Below are 17,607 nucleotides of genomic sequence, written 5' to 3'. Positions count from 1 at the left end.
GCGGCATACCCCCCAGACGCGCCATGTGATGCTCGGCCGTGGCATCCTGACCAACCCCGCGCTCGCACGCGAGCTGCGCGGCGGTGGGGCGCTCGCGGCCAGCGAGCTCGCGCGATTCCACGACGAGCTGTACGGCGCCTACAAGGCGGAGATAGGCGGCAACGCGGTGTTCCGCATGAAGGAATGGTGGTCCTACGCCAAGTTCGCTTTCGCCGATTCAACCGCGGTGCATCGCGCCGTGCGGAAGGCGCGCACCACCGCCGAGTACGAGGCGGCCGCCGCGCGCGTGCTGAGTGCGCAGCCGTTGGCGAGCAGTCCGCGGTTCGAGGGGTAGGGGAGCAGCGCGGATCCGCTCTGATGCCTTTGCTCGACCCATGATGGCGGATGCCGATGTCGGTATCCGCCATATTTTGGCTGAAACCGATGTCGGCATCCGCCAAAAATTGGCTGAAACCGACGTCGGCATCCGCCAAAATTGGTTGAAACCGACGTCGGCATCCGCCAAAGACCCCCTCTATGCCGCAGGGCGCGTCGCCGATGCGCTCGCGGACGCATAGGGCGTGCTACCGGGCGGCGCCCGCCCCGGCAACCTTGCGCCAGGCGCGCAGGAGCGCGCGGTAGCTGTCCGCGTAGATGCTGCCGCGCTGCCAGACGAGCGAGAAGTCGTGCTCGATGGTGAAGTCCCGGGGCGTGACGTCGACGAGGGCGCCTGCGGCGAGCTCGCGCTCGGCGGCGATGCGGTAGAGGAACGAGATCCCTGCGCCCGCCTCGACGCAGGCGAGGATCGCGGGGATGCTCGCGAGCTCGATGACGCCGGCGAAATCCCCCGTCCCGAGGTCGTGCGCCGCGAGGTTCCGCTCGAGGATGTCGCGGGTGCCCGAGCCCGCCTCGCGCAGGATGAGCCGCGCGCCCAAGAGCCCCTCGATGCCCTGTGCCCCGCCCGCGCGGAGGCGCTCCGCCTGCTCGGGGCTCGCGACGGCGATGAACGGCTCCCGCGAGAAGACGGCGAAGTCGAAGGCCGTCCGGTCGAACGACCCCTCGACGAGTGCGCAATCGACCTCGCCCGTATCCATGAGGGCGAGGAGTTCGGCGGTGTTGCCCACGCGCATGCAGATGGGCTTCACCGGGAGAGCGGCCGCGCGCTGCGCGAGGATGCGCGGCACCGCGTAGTCCGCCACGGTGCGCGTGCACCCCAGGTGCAGGGGCGTGGCGTCCGCCCCCTGCGCGCCGGCGCGAAGCTCCGCGCACAGGCGCTGCTCGTCGTTCTCCATCACGGAGAGGGCGCGGTAGAGCGTCCGCCCCGCCTCGGTGGGCTCTGCGCCGCGCGTCGTCTTCTCGAAGAGGCGCGCGCCGTAGTGCCGCTCGAGGTGCCGGATGTGCTGCGACACCGCGGGCTGCGTGATGTGGAGCTCGCGCGCCGCCTGCGTGAAGCTGCGGCTGCGGTAGACGGCGAGGAACGTGTGCACGCGGTAGTCGAGCATGGGGCTCCTTTCGGCGGGGCGGGCGGAGGCGGTGGCGATGCAGGCGCGCAAGCGCACATCCCGTAAATAATTCTTATGAATATATAAGCAATTCAATAGAAATCATTATAAGCGATGGTGGTAGCTTCAAAGCAACGGAACCTATCGGAAAGGAACGGCTGCATGGAGCTTATCAAGGACTTCAGGAACCTTTGGAAGGGCGTGCTGTTCGCGTTCATCATCGCGGTGCCGGCATGGCTGCTCGGCAAGCAGTTCGAGGTGATCGGCGGCCCGGTCTTCGCCATCATCATCGGCATGGTGCTGGCGCTCCTGGTGCCCGGTCGCGCCGGTGAGCCGCTCGCCGCGGGCGTCAAGTTCACCTCCAAGAAGGTGCTCCAGTGGGCGGTGATCCTGCTGGGCTTCGGCCTCAACCTGGCCCAGATCGCGCAGGTGGGCATGACCTCGCTGCCCATCATCGTCGCGACGATCGCCACCTCGCTCATCGTTGCGTACGTGCTGCACCGCGCGCTCAAGATCCCCGGCAAGATCTCCACGCTCGTGGGCGTGGGCTCGTCCATCTGCGGCGGCTCGGCCATCGCGGCGACCGCGCCCGTCATCGACGCGGACGACGAGGAGATCGCCCAGTCCATCAGCGTCATCTTCCTCTTCAACGTCATCGCTGCCCTCGTGTTCCCCACGCTCGGCGCCATCCTTGGCCTGTCCAACGAGGGCTTCGGCCTCTTCGCGGGCACCGCGGTGAACGACACCTCGTCGGTCACAGCGGCCGCGGCGGCATGGGATGGCATGCATCCCGGCGCGAACACGCTCGATGAGGCGACCATCGTCAAGCTCACGCGCACGCTCGCCATCATCCCCATCACGCTCGCGCTCGCGTTCTGGCAGATTCACCTCGCCAAGAAGGCCGCCGCGGAGGGTGAGGGCACGGGCGAGGTCGCGGGCAGCTTCGACCTCAAGCGCATCTTCCCGTTCTTCATCATCTTCTTCGTGCTCGCGAGCGTGGTGACCACGGTCTTCGCGCTGCCGGCCGCCGTGACTGCGCCCATCAAGGAGCTCAGCAAGTTCTTCATCATCATGGCCATGGCCGCCATCGGCTTCAACACGAACATCGTGAAGCTCGTGCGCACGGGCGGAAAACCGATTCTCATGGGGCTCGCCTGCTGGGTCGCCATCGCGTCCGTGAGCCTCGGCATGCAGCACCTGCTCGGCATCTGGTAACAGGGCCTAACAGGGACGGGCGCGCTTTGGGAATCTTGGAGGGTTCTGGATGCCCGGTACGCGCGTCAGTTTTCAAGATTCGAGTTTCGCAAAGGTTTAGGCGCACCTCCGATGTTGCCCAGAATCGCACGCTGCTCTGAGCTGGTGCTTTGTTGCGCATATGGGCCGGTCTACTTCGAGGGTGTTGCATAAACCTTTGCGAAACGCAATTCTTGCCTACCGGGCGAGCCAGTGGAGGGCATCCGCGGCGCTCGCATCGATGAGGATGCTCTGCTCGGCGATGCCGCTCGGGGCGAGCGCTTCGCCGAGGTTCAGGCAGGCGTACGTCGCGCGGGGGTTCGCGGCGGTCATACGCCAAAACGGGAGTTTGATGATGCCGGGCGTGTTGCCGCCGACGCCGATTTCCCAGAAGAGCACGCGCGTCCTTTCGTGCCGGCGCAGGAAGTCCCGGTAGCGCGCGGCCGCCCGGTGCCATCCCTCGTCTTCGACGAAGGTATCGTCTGCCCGGAGGTTCATCGCCAGGGGCTTGCCGCATACGGGACAGCGCGGCACGAGCTCGGCGGGAACGCGCATGGCAGGCTCACCGTCGGCGGGCGGCATGAGCGCGCCGTTTGCGCTGACCGTGAACCCTTGGGCCTCGACCATCGCCCGCACCGTGGCTTCGTTATCGTATACCTCCCTATGACACGGCTCGCTGCACTGCCAAAGGCCGTAGTCGCCTTGCGTGTAGAAGAGCCTGCTTCGGTCGATGCCTGCCTTCTGAAAGCAATGGTCGACGTTCGTGGTGAGCACGAAATAATCGCGCCCGCGCAGCAGTGCGAGGAGCTCGTCGTACACGGGCGAGGGCGGGTCGGTATAGCGATTCACCCAGATGAACCGGCTCCAATATGCCCAGCGCTCCTCCTCGGTGGCGAAGGGGAAGAACCCGCCAGAATACATATCGTGGAACCCGTGCGCCCGCTCGAAATCGGCGAAGTAACGCCGAAACCGCTCGCCGCCATAGGTGAAGCCCGCGGCTGTCGAGAGGCCGGATCCCGCGCCGAGGACGATGGCATCCGCCTCTTCGATCGCGACGGCGAGTTTATCGAGCTCCGCAGAGGAGTTCCTGGTAGATGCGCTCATCAGTGTCGAGGAAAACATCGAAGATCACCTTCAGGGTGGAATCGCGGCGGTTGAGATGGTCGGTTACGGCCTCGATGGCGATACGCGCCGCCTCGCGTTGGGGAAAGCCGAAGAGGCCGGTCGAGATGCAGCAGAACGCAAGCGTGCCGAGGCGGCGCGTCGTCGCCTCCTCAAGGCAGGAGCGATAGCAGGATGCGAGGAGCGCGCGGTCGCATGCGGTGGGCGCGCCGTCGCGCACGATGGGGCCGACGGTGTGGAACACCAGAGTGCTCGGCAGGTTGAAGGCCGGCGTGACCTTCACGCCGCCAGGCGGCTCCTCGCGCCCCTGTTCCCGCATGAGTTCGGCGCAGGCAAGGCGCAGCTGCATGCCGGCAAAGGTGTGTATCGCGTTATCGATGCAGCGATGGCCGGGGACGAAGCACCCGAGCAGCTGGCCGTTCGCCGCGTTTACGATGGCGTCGGCGGCAAGCAGCGTGATGTCGCCGCGCCAAAGGGCGATGCGGGAGCGCACGGGATCGCGCGCGTCGACGGTCGGAAGCGTTGCCGCATCGACCTCCCCGCCGCGCTCGCGCAGCCGCCCTGCTAGGTAGGCGTCCTGCGTGCTCAGCATCTCGGGCGCGGCAGCTAGGGGAGGCCGCACGTTCATGAGGGCGCGCAGGAGCGATCGCTGGCTGGGGGTATCGGGCGGGATGGAAACGGGATCGGCGCCTTGGGCGGCACGTTCTTCTTGCAGCGCGTCGATAAGGTAGCGCCTGCGCTCATCTTGATTCATCGCTTCCGTTCCTCCCGCCTGTTCCACAGGTCATGACATGAGGAATTGTCCCCCATATCAGGCTACTTGCTCACCACGGAGACGCGCTCGCGCACGTGCTCGCCGTTCTCGATGAGGTCGACGATCGCGATGGCGTAGTCGGCATAGCTCACGCGGGACTCACCGGCCGCGTTGAGCGCGAGTTCCTCGCCGGCGAGCGTGTACGCGCCGGTGCGCGCGCCGTCCGCCTGGAAGTCGGCGGCGGGGGAGACGTAGGTCCACGCGACGTCTGCGCGTCCGCGCAGGTTGGCGAGGGCGGCGCCGTGCGCGGCCGAGAGCGGCTTCCAGTCCTCCGGGAAGTCCGGGCCCTGGTCCACGGTGGCGGTGTGCTCCGGGTTCACGAAGAGGCTGCCCGCGCCGCCTACGACGATGAGGCGCGTGGGCGTGCCGGCCACGCAGTCGGCCAGGTGGATGGCCACATTGGTGATGGCGGGAATGGTCTCGGGGGTCCAGCCGCCCGCGGCGTCCACGACGACGTCGAACTCCGCGAGGTCGCTTGCGGTGAGGTCGAGGGCGTCGCGCGTGAGGGCGTGCTGCGCCGCCGTCTTGTTATCGCCGCGCACGATGGCGGTGACGTCGAAGCCGCGCTCCGCAGCCTCCTTCACGACGAGTGCGCCCACGCGTCCGTTCGCGGCGACGACGGCGATCTTAGGGTTCTTCTGGGACATGGTGTGCTCCTTTCATTCGCACAACGTTTGATGACACTGCTATACTCTGTTCAATAGTATGATTTGGAAAGTAGGCACAATAAAGTGCGGTAAGTACCTATTAGTAACTAATGGCGGTGAACAGCGTGAATGCGAAGCAGGTTTCTATGAAGGAATCGTCTGCACTTCCAGCATGCCCCGTCGAGACGACGCTCATGCTCATCGGCGACAAGTGGAAGGTGCTCATCGTGCGCGAGCTGCTCGGCGGGACGAAGCGCTTCGGCGAGCTCCAACGCGGCGTGGGGCACGTGTCGCAAAAAGTGCTCACGCAGCAGTTGCGCGCCATGGAGGCCGACGGCCTCGTGCATCGCGAGGTGTTCGCCGAGGTGCCGCCGCGCGTCGAATACTCGCTCACCGAGCTCGGCCGAAGCCTTGCGCCCGTTATGGATGCGCTCAGGACGTGGGGAGAAGGCTTTAAGGCGCGCTGGCGCGCGTAGGACGGCTGCTGGGGTGCGGGTCTGAAAGCGCTGAATGCGCCGTTTCCGAACCTGCCTCCAACGGGTTGGCGGAACAGAGAGGAGGCTGCGTGGCAGCTCAGGCGGTTATAGGGCTCTTAGCGCATGTCGATGCGGGTAAGACGACGCTTGCCGAGGCGATGCTGCATACCGCGGGCGCCATCCGCGTGGCGGGGCGCGTGGACAAGGGCGCCTCCCACCTGGATACGGACGCCATGGAGCGGGCGCGCGGGATCACCATCTTCTCCTCGCAAGCCTCGCTCGACTGGAAGGGCGCGCACTTCATGCTCGTCGACGCGCCCGGGCACGTCGATTTCTCCGCCGAGGCCGAGCGGACGCTCCAGGCGCTCGACTACGCGATCCTCGTGGTGGGGGCGAACGATGGCGTGCAGGGGCATACCGAGACGCTCTGGAGCCTGCTCGAGCGCTCTGTCGTCCCGACCTTCATCTTCGTGAACAAGATGGATCTGGAACACCCCGGCCGCGAAGCGCTCATGCGCGAGCTGCGCGAACGGCTCTCGGCGGGCTGCGTGGACGGGGCGGCGCTGCTCGCGGGCTCCGAGGCCGCGCTCGAGGACGCGGCTGCGACGGATGAGGCGGCGCTCGGCGAGTACCTCGAGTCCGGCGCGCTCGCCGCGGGCACGTGCGCGCGCCTGGTTGCCGAGCGCGCCATCGTCCCGTGCTTCTTCGGCGCGGCGCTTCGCGAGGAGGGCGTCGAGGGGCTCCTCGATGGCATTGTGGCCCTCATTGCCGAGCGAACGTGGCCGGAGGTGTTCGCCGCCCGCGTGTACCGCGTGAGCAGGGGCGCGCGCGGCGAGCGGCTCGCCTGGCTCAAGGTCACGGGCGGCATCTTGCGCGCGAAAGACCTGGTGGACGGCCGGGGCTTGCGCGGGGAGGCGTGGACGGAGAAGATCGACGAGGTCCGCCGCTACCAGGGGGCGAGCTTCGAAACGGTCGCCGAGGTTCCCGCGGGGCAGGTATGCGCCGTGACCGGGCTCTCCCAAGCGACGCCGGGGTGCGTGCTCGGCGCGGAGCCCGTCGGCGAGCAGCCGGTGCTCGCGCCCGTCCTTTCCTACCAGGTGATTCCCTCCGAGGGGCTGGACGCCACCGCGCTCGTGCGCGCGCTGCGCGAGCTTGCGAGCGAGGACCCCATGCTGGGCGTCACCTGGCATGAGCAGCTGCAGGAAGCGCATGTGCAGCTCATGGGCGAGGTCCAGCAGGATGTGGTCCGCGAGCAGCTGCGCGAGCGCTACGGCATGGAGGTTTCCTTCGGGACGGGCGGCATCCTGTTCAAGGAGACAATCGCGGCGCCCGTCGAGGGCGTGGGCCATTTCGAGCCGCTTCGGCATTATGCCGAGGTACGGCTCATGCTCGAGCCCTTACCGCGCGGCTCGGGGATGGAGTTCGGCACGCGCTGCGCCGAGGACGACCTCGACCGCAATTGGCAGCGGCTCATCCTGACGCACGCCATGGAGCGCGACCATGTGGGCGTGCTCATCGGCGCTCCGCTCACCGACGTTCGGATCACGCTCCTCGCCGGCCGCGCGCACCTGAAGCACACCGAGGGAGGGGACTTCCGCCAGGCGACGTACCGGGCGATCCGGCAGGCGCTCATGTGCGCCCGCGAGCGCGGGGATTGCGTGCTGCTGGAGCCTTGGTACCGGTTCCGCCTCACCGTCCCCGCGGAGAACGTGGGGCGCGCGCTTGCCGACCTTGCGCGGATGGCGGCGGAGTTCTCGTCCCCCCTGGCTGAGGGCGGCCAAGCGCGCATCGAGGGCGCGGTTCCGGCTTCCGAGGTCGGCGCGTACGCGCTCGAGGTCGCGCGCTACACGGGCGGGCGCGGCCGGCTCTCGCTCGCGTTCTCGGGGTACCGTGCGTGCCATGACGCGGAGGCAGTCATCGCGGCGGAAGGGTACGATCCCGAGGCCGACCTTCCCCATACGCCGGATTCCGTGTTCTGCAGCCATGGCGCCGGCTTCACGGTCAAATGGCGCGACGTGCCGGAGCGCGCCCACACGGAGGTCGATGCGGCGCGGTTGCGGCCGTACCGCCCCGCCGACGCCGCCTTCTTCTCCGCGGAATGTTAAAAAACCCCTGGGGTAATTTTACATACGCGGCGATTGTAGGTGATGAGGCCGTTGACCTCGTCCTCGACGTCGGAGAGCTGCGTGTAGACGTAGCCCGCGAGGCCGCGCGCCTCGAGGTCCCCCGCGGTGGCGAGCGACGCGCGCACCGCCGCGCGCCATGCATCGATGCCGTCGAACTCGCCATAGCCGTAGGCGGCGTCCGAGAACCGGTGCCCTTCGACCGGCTGCCCCCATCCGCCGAATTCCGAGAGGAAGAGCGCGCGGAACCCGCGCTGGGCGACGTACCCGGAGAGGCGCCCGCGGTCGCGGTCCGCGGTGAGCGGGCGGAAGTAGTTGTGCTGCGAGAGGTAGTCCCCGCAATGCTGGTCGAACCAACCGCTCACGGCATCGATGGGACGCGTCGCGTCGATGCCGTGGATGTGCTCGGCCGCCGCGCGGGCATCGAACTGCCCCATGCCCTCGTTGAAGAGCGACCAGGTGGCGATTGAGGGGTGGCATGCGAGCAGGCGCACCATGGCCGCGCAGGTCTCGTTCCATTCGAGCTGGTAGCGCACGTCGGTGGACGCGAGGGCGGCACGATGGGGCGGGATGTCGTCGCGGAAGCGGCCCCAGGTGCGCTTGAACACCGTGGGCTTGCGGCTGATATGCCACAGGCTGTACGGGCCGCCGCCCTGCACGGCGTCCTGCCATACGAGCATGCCGAGCCGGTCGCAGTGGTAGTACCAGCGTGCGCACTCGATCTTGAGGTGCTTGCGCATCATGGTGAAGCCCGCGGCCTTCATGGCGGAGATGTCGTGGATGAGCGCCTCATCCGAGGGGGCGGTCATGAGGCCATCCGGCCAGTAGCCCTGGTCGAGCACGCCCTTCACGAAATACGGCTCGCCGTTGAGGAAGAAGCGCGGCACGCCCTGGGCATCGCGCTCGATGGAGACGGTGCGAAACGCGCAGTAGCTCTCGACGCTGTCCGGAGCGGACGCGGCTGTCGTGGGCGAACCCTCACAGAGCCGGGCCTTCACCTGGTAGAGGTACGGGTCGTCCGGCGACCACCGGTGCGGGTTCTCGACGGCGAGCGTGGCTCGGAGCCTCCCGCGCGCGTCAAGCGGGAGGGTCTGTTGAAGCACCGTAGCCCCCGCGTGGTCGAGGACGGTGAGCTCGAGGGCGCGGCCGGATGCTTCGGCACCTGCCGCCCGTGCATCGATCGCAAGCGTGCCGTCCGCCGCGCCGCTCAGGGAGAGCGACGTGAGATGCATCGCCGGCACGACTTCGTACCATACACTTTGCCAGATGCCGCTCTGCGCGGTGTACCAGATGCCCCCGGGCGCGAGGCTCTGCTTGCCGCGCGGCTGCACGCCCGCGTCGGAGGGGTCGTACACGCAGAGCATGAGCTCCGTAGGCTCTGTGCTCGCAGGGCGGAGATAGGGCGTGGCGTCGATGTCGAAGGGGAGGTACCCGCCCGCGTGCTCGCCGGCGAGCTGCCCGTTCACGTAGACCGCGCACACCCAGTCGACCGCCTCGAAGTGCAGGATGAGCCGTTCGCCTGCGGTGAGCGCGGGCGGCTCGAAGGTCCGGCGGTACCACAGGAGCTCGTCCGGCCGGAGCATGCGGTTCACCCCGGAGAGCGGGGCCTCGGGAGAGAAGGGGACGCGGATGCGGCCGCTGTTGAAGGTGATGGGCGCAAGGGCGCTGCTCACCACGGCAAGCGCCTCATCGCGGTTGAGCGCCAAGGGTCGGGCGTCTCCCGTGCGGGTGTTGCGCGGGGGAAGCTCCACGGGAAGCGGGGTGAACGCGTACTCCCACATGCCGTTGAGCATGGTGTACGCGTCGCGCCGCGTGGTGGGGCGGGGGTGTTCGGGCAGAACTGGGGCGTCGTCTCCCGCGGAAGCGATCGCTTCGCCCCAAGGGGTCGAGAGGGGCAGGGTGCGCGTGCGCGCGGGTACCTGGGCAGCTTTGAGGGCGCGCCTCACGTCGAGCATGGCTGCCTCCGTTTCTCGATGTTCGCGCCGCCGAGCCCGGCGCGCGAAAGGCCGATGCTGGCTATTGTACCGTGCGGGCGCGTTGTCCGGCCGCGCGGCGAGCGAGGGGCGGGCAATTGACCCTGCATGCACCGCGGCGTATACTCGGCGTGTCGACCGGGCGAGGGCAGAGGGTCCTCGCAGCGCGCGTGGCGGCGCCACCGGAACCGACGGAAGGGAAGCTCGGTGAAGATTCGCTAGGTCAATGTCTTGATGAGATGGCAGCGCGATGCCGCGCCGAGCGCGGATGCTGCCTGCGACCAGCGAAGGAGCCCCCATGCAGCTTACCCTTTCGGGCGTGACGTACGCCTACCCCTCATCGTTCGAACCCATCCTCGACCGCGTGAGCATCGCCTTCCCGGAGGGCTGGACCGGCCTTCTGGGCGACAACGGCTGCGGGAAGACCACGCTCGCGAAGATCGCCTGCGGCCTCATCGTGCCGGACGCGGGCAGCGTGTCGCCGCACCTCGCGAGCGCGTACTGCGCGCAGGAGACGGACGACCCGCCCGCGGGCTTGTTCGACTTCGCTGCGGACTTCGGTCGGGACGCGCGCGCCCTCCGCGTAGCGCTCGGCATCGAGGACGACATGCCCTGGCGCTACGACGAGCTCTCGTTCGGCGAGCGCAAGAAGCTGCAGGTCGCGTGCGCGCTCTGGCAGCGGCCGGACGTACTCGTGCTCGACGAGCCCACGAACCACATCGACCATGACGCCCGCGCGCGCATCGCGGGGCTTATCCAGGGCTTCAAGGGCATCGGCATCCTCATCAGCCACGACCGCGAGCTGCTCGACGAGGTCGCCGCGCGCTGCGCCTCGTTCGAGGCGGGCGGCATCGTGGTGCGGCAGGGCGGCTACACGGCGGCGCACGCGCAGGCGGAGCTCGAGCGCGCGACCGTGGTGCGCGAGCGACGCGCGGCGAAGGGCGAGCTCGCGCGCCTCGCGGCCGAGAAGGACGCCCGCGCCCACGAAGCGGCCCGTGCCCAGGCGCGCCGCAGCAAGCGGCACATCGACCCGAAGGACCGTTCGGCGAAGGCCAAGATCGACCTCGCGATCTTCACCGGGCAGGACGGTGCCCGCGGCAGGCTGTTGTCGCAGATGGACGCGCGCATGCAGGCGGCCGAGCGGCGCGTGGGCGCGGCGTTCGTGCACAAGCGCTATGACGGCGACCTGTGGGTCGACGCCGCCCCGAGCCCGCGCAAGGTGGTGGTGCGCATCGCCGAGGCGCGCATCCCGTGTGGCGCCGGTACGCTCCATATCCCCGAGCTCTTCGTGGGGAACCGCGACCACATCGGCATCGTGGGGCCGAACGGCGCCGGTAAATCGACCCTGCTCGGCCACATCCGCCCGCGCATCGCGCGCGACCTCGTCGTCCTCGACATCCCGCAGGAGCTCGACCCGGCGCGCCGCGCGCAGGTGCTCGAGCGCGTGCGCCACCTTTCGGATGCGGAGCGCGGCCGCGTGCTCTCCACGGTGGCGCAGCTCAACTCCGACCCCGACCGCATCCTGGACGGTGGCGCGACGAGCCCCGGCGAGCTGCGCAAGCTCATGCTCGCGCTCGGCATGCTCGAGCATCCCGCGCTCATCATCATGGACGAGCCCACGAACCACCTCGATCTGCATTCCACCGAGGCGCTCGAGCGCGCGCTCGCGGCGTATCCCGGGGCGCTTCTGCTCGTGAGCCACGACCGCGTGTTCCTCGACGGCTGCACGACGGCGACCTGGAAGGTGCGTGACGGGGCGGTCACGGCGCGCTAACAGATGCGGGGCGGACGCCCGGGGGTTCCAGGCATCCGCCCCGCCGCGCGCCGCCGTGCCCGGCGCACGCTTCCCATCCGCTATTTCACGGTGAGGATGGGCACATCCACAGAGCGGAGCACGCCGTAGCTCACGCTGCCGAGCATGCCGCGCAGCGCGCCCACGCCGCGCCGCCCCATGACCACGAGGTCGATGTTGTTGTTCTCGACGTAATTCGCGATGCCCTCCACGGGCGAGGCATCGATGACGGCGTCCACGGACACCTTGCAGCGCGCGCCGTCGAGCGATTCCTTCACCACCTGCTGCAGGTCGGTGCGGGTGCGGCTCACGAGGACGTCCATGAGCTGGTCGTAGCTCTCGGGGTTCACGACGGTGGGCGAGACGTCGAAGCCGTCGCCGGTGAACGGGACGCCGGGCAGGGCGCGGGCGGGGATGATGGTGACGACGTGCACCTTCGCGTCCGGCTCGTCGCCCACCATGGCGAGCGCGGTGTGCAGGGCGCTGAGCGCGTGGTCGGACTCGTCGTAGGGAACCAAGATGTTGCGGAAGTACATGGACATGGCAACCTCCCTCGAGCTCATGCGGCACGCGGCCGCTGATATGACTCGTATACCCGTTGCGGCCGGTGCGGGGACGCCGGCGCGCCCATACTGGGCGAACAGCCGGTTTCGCGCGGTGAAAGGCGCGGGCGGGAGCACGGGCGGGGGCGTGGCGGGCGGTCTGTTCGGCGAAATAGCGCGCGCAACCGATATGCAACCGCATGTTGCGCGATAGGTGGTGGAGGCAACGGGCGGCCTGCGCGACACTTCCCGTATCATAGGACGCGAGAGACAAGGAGCCACCATGTACCCGAGCGCGTATGAACTGTTCATCATCTTCACGATACTTGTCGTGAATGTGCTGCCGTGGCTGCTCTTCGTGGTGGCCGCGGTGCTCGCGATCCGCTGGTTCGTCCGCCAGGAACGCGCGCGCAAGGACGCCCAGACGGTCGCCGTGCGCCGCTCGCTCGGCGAGGCGCTGCGCGCGGAGCGCGAGCGCTGCCGGATGACGCAGGAGTTCGTCGCCCAGCACGTGGGCGTGAGCCGGCAGGCGGTGAGCAAGTGGGAGCAGGGCACGTCCGAGCCGAGCACCACGAACCTCATCAAGCTCGCGAAGCTCTACGACGTGGACCCTGCCGACCTGCTGCGCAGCGTGAGCGGATAGGCGGAGCGGCGCGATCGGGCAGCTGCGCCGCCTAGCCCGTCCGTCGGCGGCAGCGCCTACTCGTCGGCCTCCCCGCCATCCATGAGCTGGACGATCCCCAGGCAGGCGACGCCGATGCCGAGCAGGCAGAAGGCGTTTCGCGGCTCGACCTCGTCCATGATAGTGAGCGCGGTCACGCCGACGCCCATGGCGAGCGCGACGGCCTTGAGGACGAGGCGCACGAGTGCGGGCGCCTTCGTTCGCGCGCCTTCCGGGTTCTTGGCAGCCGTCTGCACCTCGAGCAGCTCGTCGACCGAGGTGTCGAGGAGCTCGGCGAGCTTGGGGAGGGTTGCCACGTCGGGAAACGAGAGGTCGCGCTCCTACTTGGACACGGCTTTGTCGGTCACGCCCATCTGTCGGGCGAGGTCGAGCTGGGTCATGCCCTTCTGCTTGCGGAGGGCGGAGATGGTGGCGCCGAAGCTCTTCTGTGCCATGGGTGTCCTTTCGTCGGCGGCTTTTCGAGCGACCCCATCGTTCCATAGGGCGCATCCGCACTCAACCGACCGCCAGTTGAGTTCACTCGACCGATGGTAGAGTAGCAGGTTACGCGCCCGCGAGCTGGGTGTTTCGTGAAATCTGGAACCTGGCGCGCCTCAGGGTCAGTTGTCGCGCGCGAGCCGGCGGAAGAGGGCTGCGAACGCGACGGCGCCCGCCGCCGTCCAGGCGAGGGTCACGGCGAGCGGCGTGAGCGCTTCCGCTGTGAGGAGCTGCCCCTCTGCGGCAAGGTTGAGCAGGTCGTAGACGCCGCCGAGCGGGGTCACGCGAGCAAAGGCCTCGATCGCCGCGCTCGCCACGCCGAAGGTCGGAACGAGCACGAGCAGCAACACGGGCACGCTGAAGAACCCGGCGGTCATCTGGTCGCGCGACGCGAGCCCCAGCACGAGGGAGATGAGCGTCACCGGCACCGCGCCCAGGAAGGTGAGGAGCAGGTATGCGGGCAAGAGCCCCGGCGCGCCGCCGGCAGCGAAGAAGCAACCCGCGCCCACCACCATGGTCGCTGCCAGCGCCACAGCGCCTTTCGAGGTTGCGACCTCGCCCGCCCCCACGTTGGCGAGCATGAGCGTGCGCAGGGTGCGCTTCTCCTTCTCCTCGGCGATGCCGTAGATGAGCACCATGGGAACTACCATGCCGACGGACATGCACAAGCCGGAGCCGAGTAGGTAGCGCCCGACTGCCTCCCCCGCCCGCGCGGCCTCGGCGCCGGTGAGATCTGAGCCTGCGGTGGTGTCGCCCATGATTAAGCGGAAGAGCAGCATAAAGCCGATGGGCATGAGACACACTGTGAACATCGTGGGATTCTTGAACAGGTCGGCGAAGTCCTTGTTTGCCAGGGCGCCGATGCGCCGCAGGGTCGCGTTCATCTAAAACTCCCTTCCGGTGAGCTCGAGGAAGACTTCCTCGAGATCGGGTTCATCCGAGTGCATGGTGATGACCTCGCCCGCAGCGAGCAGGTCGCGCACGGTGTTTGCGGCCTTGGCGTCTTTTGTTAGCTCGAGGACGCCTTGGGTGCGCGTCGTGACCACGATGCGGTTGCGCGCGAACCTCATGGTAAGCGATGCCGGCGCGTCGAGCGCGATGATGCGTCCGGCATCGAGGATGGCGAGCTGGTCGCAGAGCGTCTCGGCCTCGGTCATGTCGTGTGTCGTGATGAAGATGGTGGTGCCCCCGCGCTTAAGCTCGGCGAGCATCCGGTGCACCTCGGCGCGAGCCGCCGGATCGAGGCCGCTTGTGGGTTCGTCAAGGAAGACGAGCTCCGGGCTGTGGATGAGGGCAGCGAGGAGCGCTGCGCGCTGCCGCATGCCCTTCGAGCAGTTCTTGATGAGGGTACGGCGGTCGCGGTCGAGTCCCATCCGCTCGAGCAAGCGGTCGATGTCGCGTGCTCCGCGCCCGCGGATGTGCGCATAGAGTCTGAGGTTCTCCTCGATGGAGAGCCGTTCGTAGAGGGAGCTTGTGTCCGAGAGGATTCCGATGCGGTCGTAATCCGCACCACTCGCGTGCTCAATGGGGCGTCCGAAGAGGCCGATGCGCCCGGCGTCTGCCGTAAGCTGGCGGGTGAGCAGCTTGATCGTGGTCGTCTTACCCGCGCCTGAGGGGCCGAGGAAGCCGAAGCATGTGCCCCGCTCCACGCTGAACGTGAGGCCGTCGAGTACGCGCTTCGCGCCGAAGGAGAGGCAGACGCCCTCCATGGAGAGGACGGCATTATGCGTTGCGCTCATCGTTCTGCTCCTTCCGTGCGTCGCGTTCGATTCCTTGTTTCCTCATGAGGCTTCCTTTCGTCGTTTCCGGTGGATGGCTGGGTGTTTGCCCGTGGCCTCATCCTCGTCGGGGAGGCGAGTGCAGGCAAGGCGTTTTGTCTATCAGGAGCAGGGAAAACGACGAGAGGAGCATAGGGGGCGACGACAGGAGTAGGGAGCATTGACGCGGAAGGGCAATCGCCTTGCAGTATACGAACATATGTTCTAATATAGAAATGCGATTGTCCCTCATACGCTTCAAATGGGTCGAAGGAGGTACTGAGGATGTTGAAATCGTCGACTATCGTTGAGACGGTGCCTGCGGGTATTCCGCTCGACCCGGTTACGCCGGGCGAGCTGCTGCGGGAGGAGTTTCTCGTCCCGCTCGGCATCTCGCAGTATCGCTTGGCAAAGGAGACGGGCATTCCCGTGCAGCGGATCGGGCAGATCGTGCTCGGGCGCCGCTCCATCACGGCCGATACCGATTTGCGGCTGTGCCGGTTTTTCGGGCTGTCCGATGGCTACTGGCTGCGCGCGCAGGCTGCATACGACATCGAGGTCGCGCGCCGAAAGCTCGAACCTGAACTGAGCAAGATCAGGCCATGGCGGCGCGTCGTCGCGCTACGCTAGCCGTCGCTGCTAGCGCCAGCCGTAGCGCTCGCGCATGGCCTCGGCGCGCCCCTTGGCAAGTGGAACCTGCGTCGCCCGTGCGTCGGCGAGCGTCAGATTGAAGCTGTTGCGGGTGAAGCGCTCGACCTTCGCCACCTTCTGCACGTTCACGATGTACGAGCGATGGCAGCGAAAGAAGCCGAAGCGCTCGAGCTCCACCTCAAGCTCGTCGAGCGTGAGCGTGACGGGATAGAGCTCCCCGCGGACGGAGGCGAAGTTCTGCCGGTTCACGCTTTCCACGAAGTCGACCTCGCGCGGGTCGAGGAGCAGCGTCGCACCATCCACGCGTGCGGGCAGCTTGAATACGCGTACCTCGTCGCCTGCATACTCGCCTTCATCGTCCTCGCCCACAGCGGTCTGCGCCTCGAACAGGCGGCCATCTTCTTCATAAAAGGCCGTGCCGGGCATGAGGAGCGCTTCGCGCAGAGGCTCGCCGGCTGTGATGAGGATGCCGCCGTCGTCAACGACCGTTCCCATCCAGGCGGTTACGATGCCGCGTGTGGCAGGGGTGATATCGGCAAGGGGTCGCTCGCAGAATACCACCTCGGGTTCGAAGAGGCTCATGCGTGCGAAGTTCATGAGCGCGCGTTGCTCGGGATTGAGCTTTTTGACGGGGGTGCGCGCGGCAGGTGAGAGGCCGAAGTGCGTCAGCACGTCGTCGGCAGAGACGACGCCGCCCGCGAGGCGCGAGAAGAACTTGAGGTAGGAACGGACGGTCTCGCGATCGAACCCCCGGTCGGTGATGAGGTAGAAGGCGCAGCGGCGCCGCGCGTAGCGCTCGTGAACAAAGCGTACCGCGCGATCGACGGTCTCGCGCGAGCATTCGAGGTGCACGCTCTCATCTGCGCGTGCCTCGAGCAGCTCTTCGATGCTGTCGTAGGATGTCGCTGCGGCCACTGGTAGCCTCCTTTTCGCTGAGGGCGGAACGAGCAGGCCGGCGCCCGTCGCTTCGCGGTGTAGCGCGGTTGTTTTTCGATCCCGCTGCATCCTGCCCTGTTCAGTATATCGGGTATCATGGGTCGCATGATGGGAAGGACATTTGCTACCATACGTGCGCTTGTGGCGCGCGACCTTTTGGATGCGGTGCGCAACTCCACCCTGTTCATGTCAGGTGCGGTGGGGGTGGCTCTGGCTGTGTTCATCGTGCGCATCGTCGAGCATGCGCCGAGATTCGCTGCCGGTGAGCTGCCCGCATATGCGTGCACGGCTGCGCTTTGTATCCCGCCTGCCTTCACGGGTTGCGTGATGCTGCTCTATGTGATGGCCGAGGAGCGCGAGCGCGGCGTTTGCCTCACACTCGCTGAGGCTGGGGTGACACCCCGTGCGTTCGCTGTGTCGAAATGGCTCGCTGGAACCCTGGCGGCGCTCTTCGCGCAGGTCGTTGCCTGTCTGCTTCTGGGTTTCTCGCCTGTGCAAACGCTCGGACTCGGTGCGTTCGCACTCGTGGTGATGCAACCGTTGCTGCTTGCGGGACTTGCCTGCGGACTTATGGCGACCGAGCAAATGTCATCGAGCGTTCTCGCCGCCCCGCTCACGCTTGTTGCTGTCGCGCCCATTCTCTCGTTCATGTCGGTATCGGTGCGCGCGGTAACGTGGCTGCTGCCCTTGGGGCCTGCTGTCGAGTTGGTTCGAACGGCGCAGGGGCTTGCACCCATAGTACCTGTTCCGGTGCTTTTCGCGGTGCTTCTATTCTGGCTCATCGCCTCGGGCGCGCTTGCGGTCTGGGCGCTTCGCCGGTATGCCCGGCAGCTTGCCGCAGAGCGCGATCGTCTCGCGTAGGGGCACCAAGGGGGCGTTTCGCCTTGGCATTCCGACCAAT

The 17,607-nt window shown here is 67.4% G+C and carries 20 protein-coding genes; 9 read left to right on the top strand and 11 right to left on the bottom strand.

The window, feature by feature from the left end; genetic code table 11:
- Positions 1 to 28: 28 nt before the first annotated feature.
- Together BN423_RS11805 and BN423_RS07145 are read left to right on the top strand one after the other, a co-directional pair.
- Positions 29 to 334 carry a hypothetical protein gene (locus BN423_RS11805; protein ID WP_019239577.1) on the top strand — a complete coding sequence of 102 codons (306 nt, stop codon included), beginning with the start codon at positions 29 to 31 and terminating at the stop codon, positions 332 to 334.
- A 40-nt stretch (positions 335 to 374) separates the two neighbouring features.
- Positions 375 to 557, top strand: a complete 183-nt coding sequence (locus BN423_RS07145; protein ID WP_019239576.1) for a hypothetical protein — start codon at positions 375 to 377, stop codon at positions 555 to 557.
- 6 nt (positions 558 to 563) lie between these two features.
- On the opposite strand, the gene BN423_RS07140 is transcribed toward BN423_RS07145, so the two are convergent.
- On the bottom strand, positions 564 to 1,481 hold the full coding sequence (locus tag BN423_RS07140) for a LysR family transcriptional regulator (protein WP_019239575.1): 918 nt from the start codon (positions 1,479 to 1,481) through the stop codon (positions 564 to 566).
- Between the two features lie 162 nt (positions 1,482 to 1,643).
- Here BN423_RS07140 and BN423_RS07135 point away from each other — a divergent pair, with 162 nt between their 5' ends.
- Positions 1,644 to 2,696 (top strand): YeiH family protein, encoded by a 1,053-nt coding sequence (locus BN423_RS07135; RefSeq protein WP_019239574.1) that lies wholly within the window; start codon positions 1,644 to 1,646, stop codon positions 2,694 to 2,696.
- Positions 2,697 to 2,912: 216 nt separating this feature from the next.
- On the opposite strand, the gene BN423_RS07130 is transcribed toward BN423_RS07135, so the two are convergent.
- The 3 genes from BN423_RS07130 to BN423_RS07120 all read right to left on the bottom strand — a co-directional run bounded on the left by BN423_RS07130 (position 2,913) and on the right by BN423_RS07120 (position 5,297).
- Positions 2,913 to 3,836, bottom strand: a complete 924-nt coding sequence (locus BN423_RS07130; protein WP_232385533.1) for an SIR2 family NAD-dependent protein deacylase — start codon at positions 3,834 to 3,836, stop codon at positions 2,913 to 2,915.
- A complete protein-coding gene (locus BN423_RS07125; RefSeq protein WP_019239572.1) occupies positions 3,778 to 4,590 on the bottom strand; it encodes a protein-ADP-ribose hydrolase in 813 nt (270 codons plus the stop codon). Before BN423_RS07125 ends, BN423_RS07130 begins: the two co-directional genes overlap by 59 nt.
- A gap of 62 nt (positions 4,591 to 4,652) precedes the next feature.
- Positions 4,653 to 5,297, bottom strand: a complete 645-nt coding sequence (locus tag BN423_RS07120) for an NAD(P)-dependent oxidoreductase (RefSeq protein ID WP_019239571.1) — start codon at positions 5,295 to 5,297, stop codon at positions 4,653 to 4,655.
- Positions 5,298 to 5,443: 146 nt separating this feature from the next.
- On the opposite strand from BN423_RS07120, the gene BN423_RS07115 reads away from it, so the two are divergent.
- Both BN423_RS07115 and BN423_RS07110 read left to right on the top strand, forming a co-directional pair.
- On the top strand, positions 5,444 to 5,773 hold the full coding sequence (locus BN423_RS07115; protein WP_019239570.1) for a winged helix-turn-helix transcriptional regulator: 330 nt from the start codon (positions 5,444 to 5,446) through the stop codon (positions 5,771 to 5,773).
- Between the two features lie 89 nt (positions 5,774 to 5,862).
- Positions 5,863 to 7,878: an elongation factor G gene (locus BN423_RS07110; protein ID WP_019239569.1), complete on the top strand. Its 2,016-nt coding sequence runs from the start codon at positions 5,863 to 5,865 to the stop codon at positions 7,876 to 7,878.
- Here BN423_RS07110 and BN423_RS07105 read toward each other — a convergent pair.
- A complete protein-coding gene (locus BN423_RS07105; protein WP_019239568.1) occupies positions 7,875 to 9,851 on the bottom strand; it encodes a glycoside hydrolase family 2 protein in 1,977 nt (658 codons plus the stop codon). The two genes, BN423_RS07110 and BN423_RS07105, sit on opposite strands and share 4 nt — an antisense overlap.
- A 316-nt stretch (positions 9,852 to 10,167) precedes the next feature.
- On the opposite strand from BN423_RS07105, the gene BN423_RS07100 reads away from it, so the two are divergent.
- Positions 10,168 to 11,643 carry an ATP-binding cassette domain-containing protein gene (locus tag BN423_RS07100; RefSeq protein WP_019239567.1) on the top strand — a complete coding sequence of 492 codons (1,476 nt, stop codon included), beginning with the start codon at positions 10,168 to 10,170 and terminating at the stop codon, positions 11,641 to 11,643.
- 80 nt (positions 11,644 to 11,723) lie between these two features.
- Here the strand turns inward: BN423_RS07100 and BN423_RS07095 are convergent, their stop codons facing one another.
- Positions 11,724 to 12,203, bottom strand: coding sequence for a universal stress protein (locus BN423_RS07095; protein ID WP_019239566.1), 480 nt, complete (start codon positions 12,201 to 12,203; stop codon positions 11,724 to 11,726).
- A 283-nt stretch (positions 12,204 to 12,486) separates the two neighbouring features.
- Between BN423_RS07095 and BN423_RS07090 the strand changes: the two genes are divergently transcribed.
- Positions 12,487 to 12,846: a helix-turn-helix domain-containing protein gene (locus BN423_RS07090; RefSeq protein WP_019239565.1), complete on the top strand. Its 360-nt coding sequence runs from the start codon at positions 12,487 to 12,489 to the stop codon at positions 12,844 to 12,846.
- A gap of 56 nt (positions 12,847 to 12,902) precedes the next feature.
- Here BN423_RS07090 and BN423_RS07085 read toward each other — a convergent pair whose 3' ends face one another.
- From BN423_RS07085 to BN423_RS07070, 4 genes are all read right to left on the bottom strand, one after another.
- Entirely contained in the window at positions 12,903 to 13,181 is a 279-nt protein-coding gene (locus BN423_RS07085; protein WP_019239564.1) for a hypothetical protein, read from the bottom strand.
- Positions 13,182 to 13,205: 24 nt separating this feature from the next.
- Positions 13,206 to 13,319 (bottom strand): helix-turn-helix domain-containing protein, encoded by a 114-nt coding sequence (locus BN423_RS11690; protein ID WP_019239563.1) that lies wholly within the window; start codon positions 13,317 to 13,319, stop codon positions 13,206 to 13,208.
- 165 nt (positions 13,320 to 13,484) lie between these two features.
- Positions 13,485 to 14,246 (bottom strand): ABC transporter permease, encoded by a 762-nt coding sequence (locus BN423_RS07075; protein ID WP_019239562.1) that lies wholly within the window; start codon positions 14,244 to 14,246, stop codon positions 13,485 to 13,487.
- Positions 14,247 to 15,101, bottom strand: a complete 855-nt coding sequence (locus BN423_RS07070; protein ID WP_019239561.1) for an ABC transporter ATP-binding protein — start codon at positions 15,099 to 15,101, stop codon at positions 14,247 to 14,249.
- A 303-nt stretch (positions 15,102 to 15,404) separates the two neighbouring features.
- On the opposite strand from BN423_RS07070, the gene BN423_RS07065 reads away from it, so the two are divergent.
- Positions 15,405 to 15,749: a HigA family addiction module antitoxin gene (locus BN423_RS07065; protein WP_019239560.1), complete on the top strand. Its 345-nt coding sequence runs from the start codon at positions 15,405 to 15,407 to the stop codon at positions 15,747 to 15,749.
- Between the two features lie 9 nt (positions 15,750 to 15,758).
- Here the strand turns inward: BN423_RS07065 and BN423_RS07060 are convergent, their stop codons facing one another.
- A complete protein-coding gene (locus BN423_RS07060) occupies positions 15,759 to 16,685 on the bottom strand; it encodes a LytTR family transcriptional regulator DNA-binding domain-containing protein (protein WP_019239559.1) in 927 nt (308 codons plus the stop codon).
- 117 nt (positions 16,686 to 16,802) lie between these two features.
- On the opposite strand from BN423_RS07060, the gene BN423_RS07055 reads away from it, so the two are divergent.
- Entirely contained in the window at positions 16,803 to 17,567 is a 765-nt protein-coding gene (locus tag BN423_RS07055) for an ABC transporter permease (RefSeq protein ID WP_232385532.1), read from the top strand.
- Positions 17,568 to 17,607: the final 40 nt, after the last annotated feature.

The sequence above is a fragment of the Enorma timonensis genome (genome assembly GCF_000321165.1).
In the GTDB taxonomy this organism is placed as follows: Bacteria; Actinomycetota; Coriobacteriia; order Coriobacteriales; family Coriobacteriaceae; genus Enorma.
Note: the sequence above shows the minus strand (reverse complement) of the source record. Positions and strands in the feature narration are given on the sequence as shown.

Bases quoted from the DNA above. Each gene is read 5' to 3' on its own strand.
- BN423_RS11805 (WP_019239577.1), top strand. From the start codon at position 29: ATGCTCGGCCGTGGCATCCTGACCAACCCCGCGCTCGCACGCGAGCTG.
- BN423_RS07145 (WP_019239576.1), top strand. From the start codon at position 375: ATGATGGCGGATGCCGATGTCGGTATCCGCCATATTTTGGCTGAAACC.
- BN423_RS07140 (WP_019239575.1), bottom strand. From the start codon at position 1,481: ATGCTCGACTACCGCGTGCACACGTTCCTCGCCGTCTACCGCAGCCGC.
- BN423_RS07135 (WP_019239574.1), top strand. From the start codon at position 1,644: ATGGAGCTTATCAAGGACTTCAGGAACCTTTGGAAGGGCGTGCTGTTC.
- BN423_RS07130 (WP_232385533.1), bottom strand. From the start codon at position 3,836: ATGTTTTCCTCGACACTGATGAGCGCATCTACCAGGAACTCCTCTGCG.
- BN423_RS07125 (WP_019239572.1), bottom strand. From the start codon at position 4,590: ATGAATCAAGATGAGCGCAGGCGCTACCTTATCGACGCGCTGCAAGAA.
- BN423_RS07120 (WP_019239571.1), bottom strand. From the start codon at position 5,297: ATGTCCCAGAAGAACCCTAAGATCGCCGTCGTCGCCGCGAACGGACGC.
- BN423_RS07115 (WP_019239570.1), top strand. From the start codon at position 5,444: ATGAAGGAATCGTCTGCACTTCCAGCATGCCCCGTCGAGACGACGCTC.
- BN423_RS07105 (WP_019239568.1), bottom strand. From the start codon at position 9,851: ATGCTCGACGTGAGGCGCGCCCTCAAAGCTGCCCAGGTACCCGCGCGC.
- BN423_RS07100 (WP_019239567.1), top strand. From the start codon at position 10,168: ATGCAGCTTACCCTTTCGGGCGTGACGTACGCCTACCCCTCATCGTTC.
- BN423_RS07095 (WP_019239566.1), bottom strand. From the start codon at position 12,203: ATGTCCATGTACTTCCGCAACATCTTGGTTCCCTACGACGAGTCCGAC.
- BN423_RS07090 (WP_019239565.1), top strand. From the start codon at position 12,487: ATGTACCCGAGCGCGTATGAACTGTTCATCATCTTCACGATACTTGTC.
- BN423_RS11690 (WP_019239563.1), bottom strand. From the start codon at position 13,319: ATGGCACAGAAGAGCTTCGGCGCCACCATCTCCGCCCTCCGCAAGCAG.
- BN423_RS07075 (WP_019239562.1), bottom strand. From the start codon at position 14,246: ATGAACGCGACCCTGCGGCGCATCGGCGCCCTGGCAAACAAGGACTTC.
- BN423_RS07070 (WP_019239561.1), bottom strand. From the start codon at position 15,101: ATGAGCGCAACGCATAATGCCGTCCTCTCCATGGAGGGCGTCTGCCTC.
- BN423_RS07065 (WP_019239560.1), top strand. From the start codon at position 15,405: ATGTTGAAATCGTCGACTATCGTTGAGACGGTGCCTGCGGGTATTCCG.
- BN423_RS07055 (WP_232385532.1), top strand. From the start codon at position 16,803: ATGGGTCGCATGATGGGAAGGACATTTGCTACCATACGTGCGCTTGTG.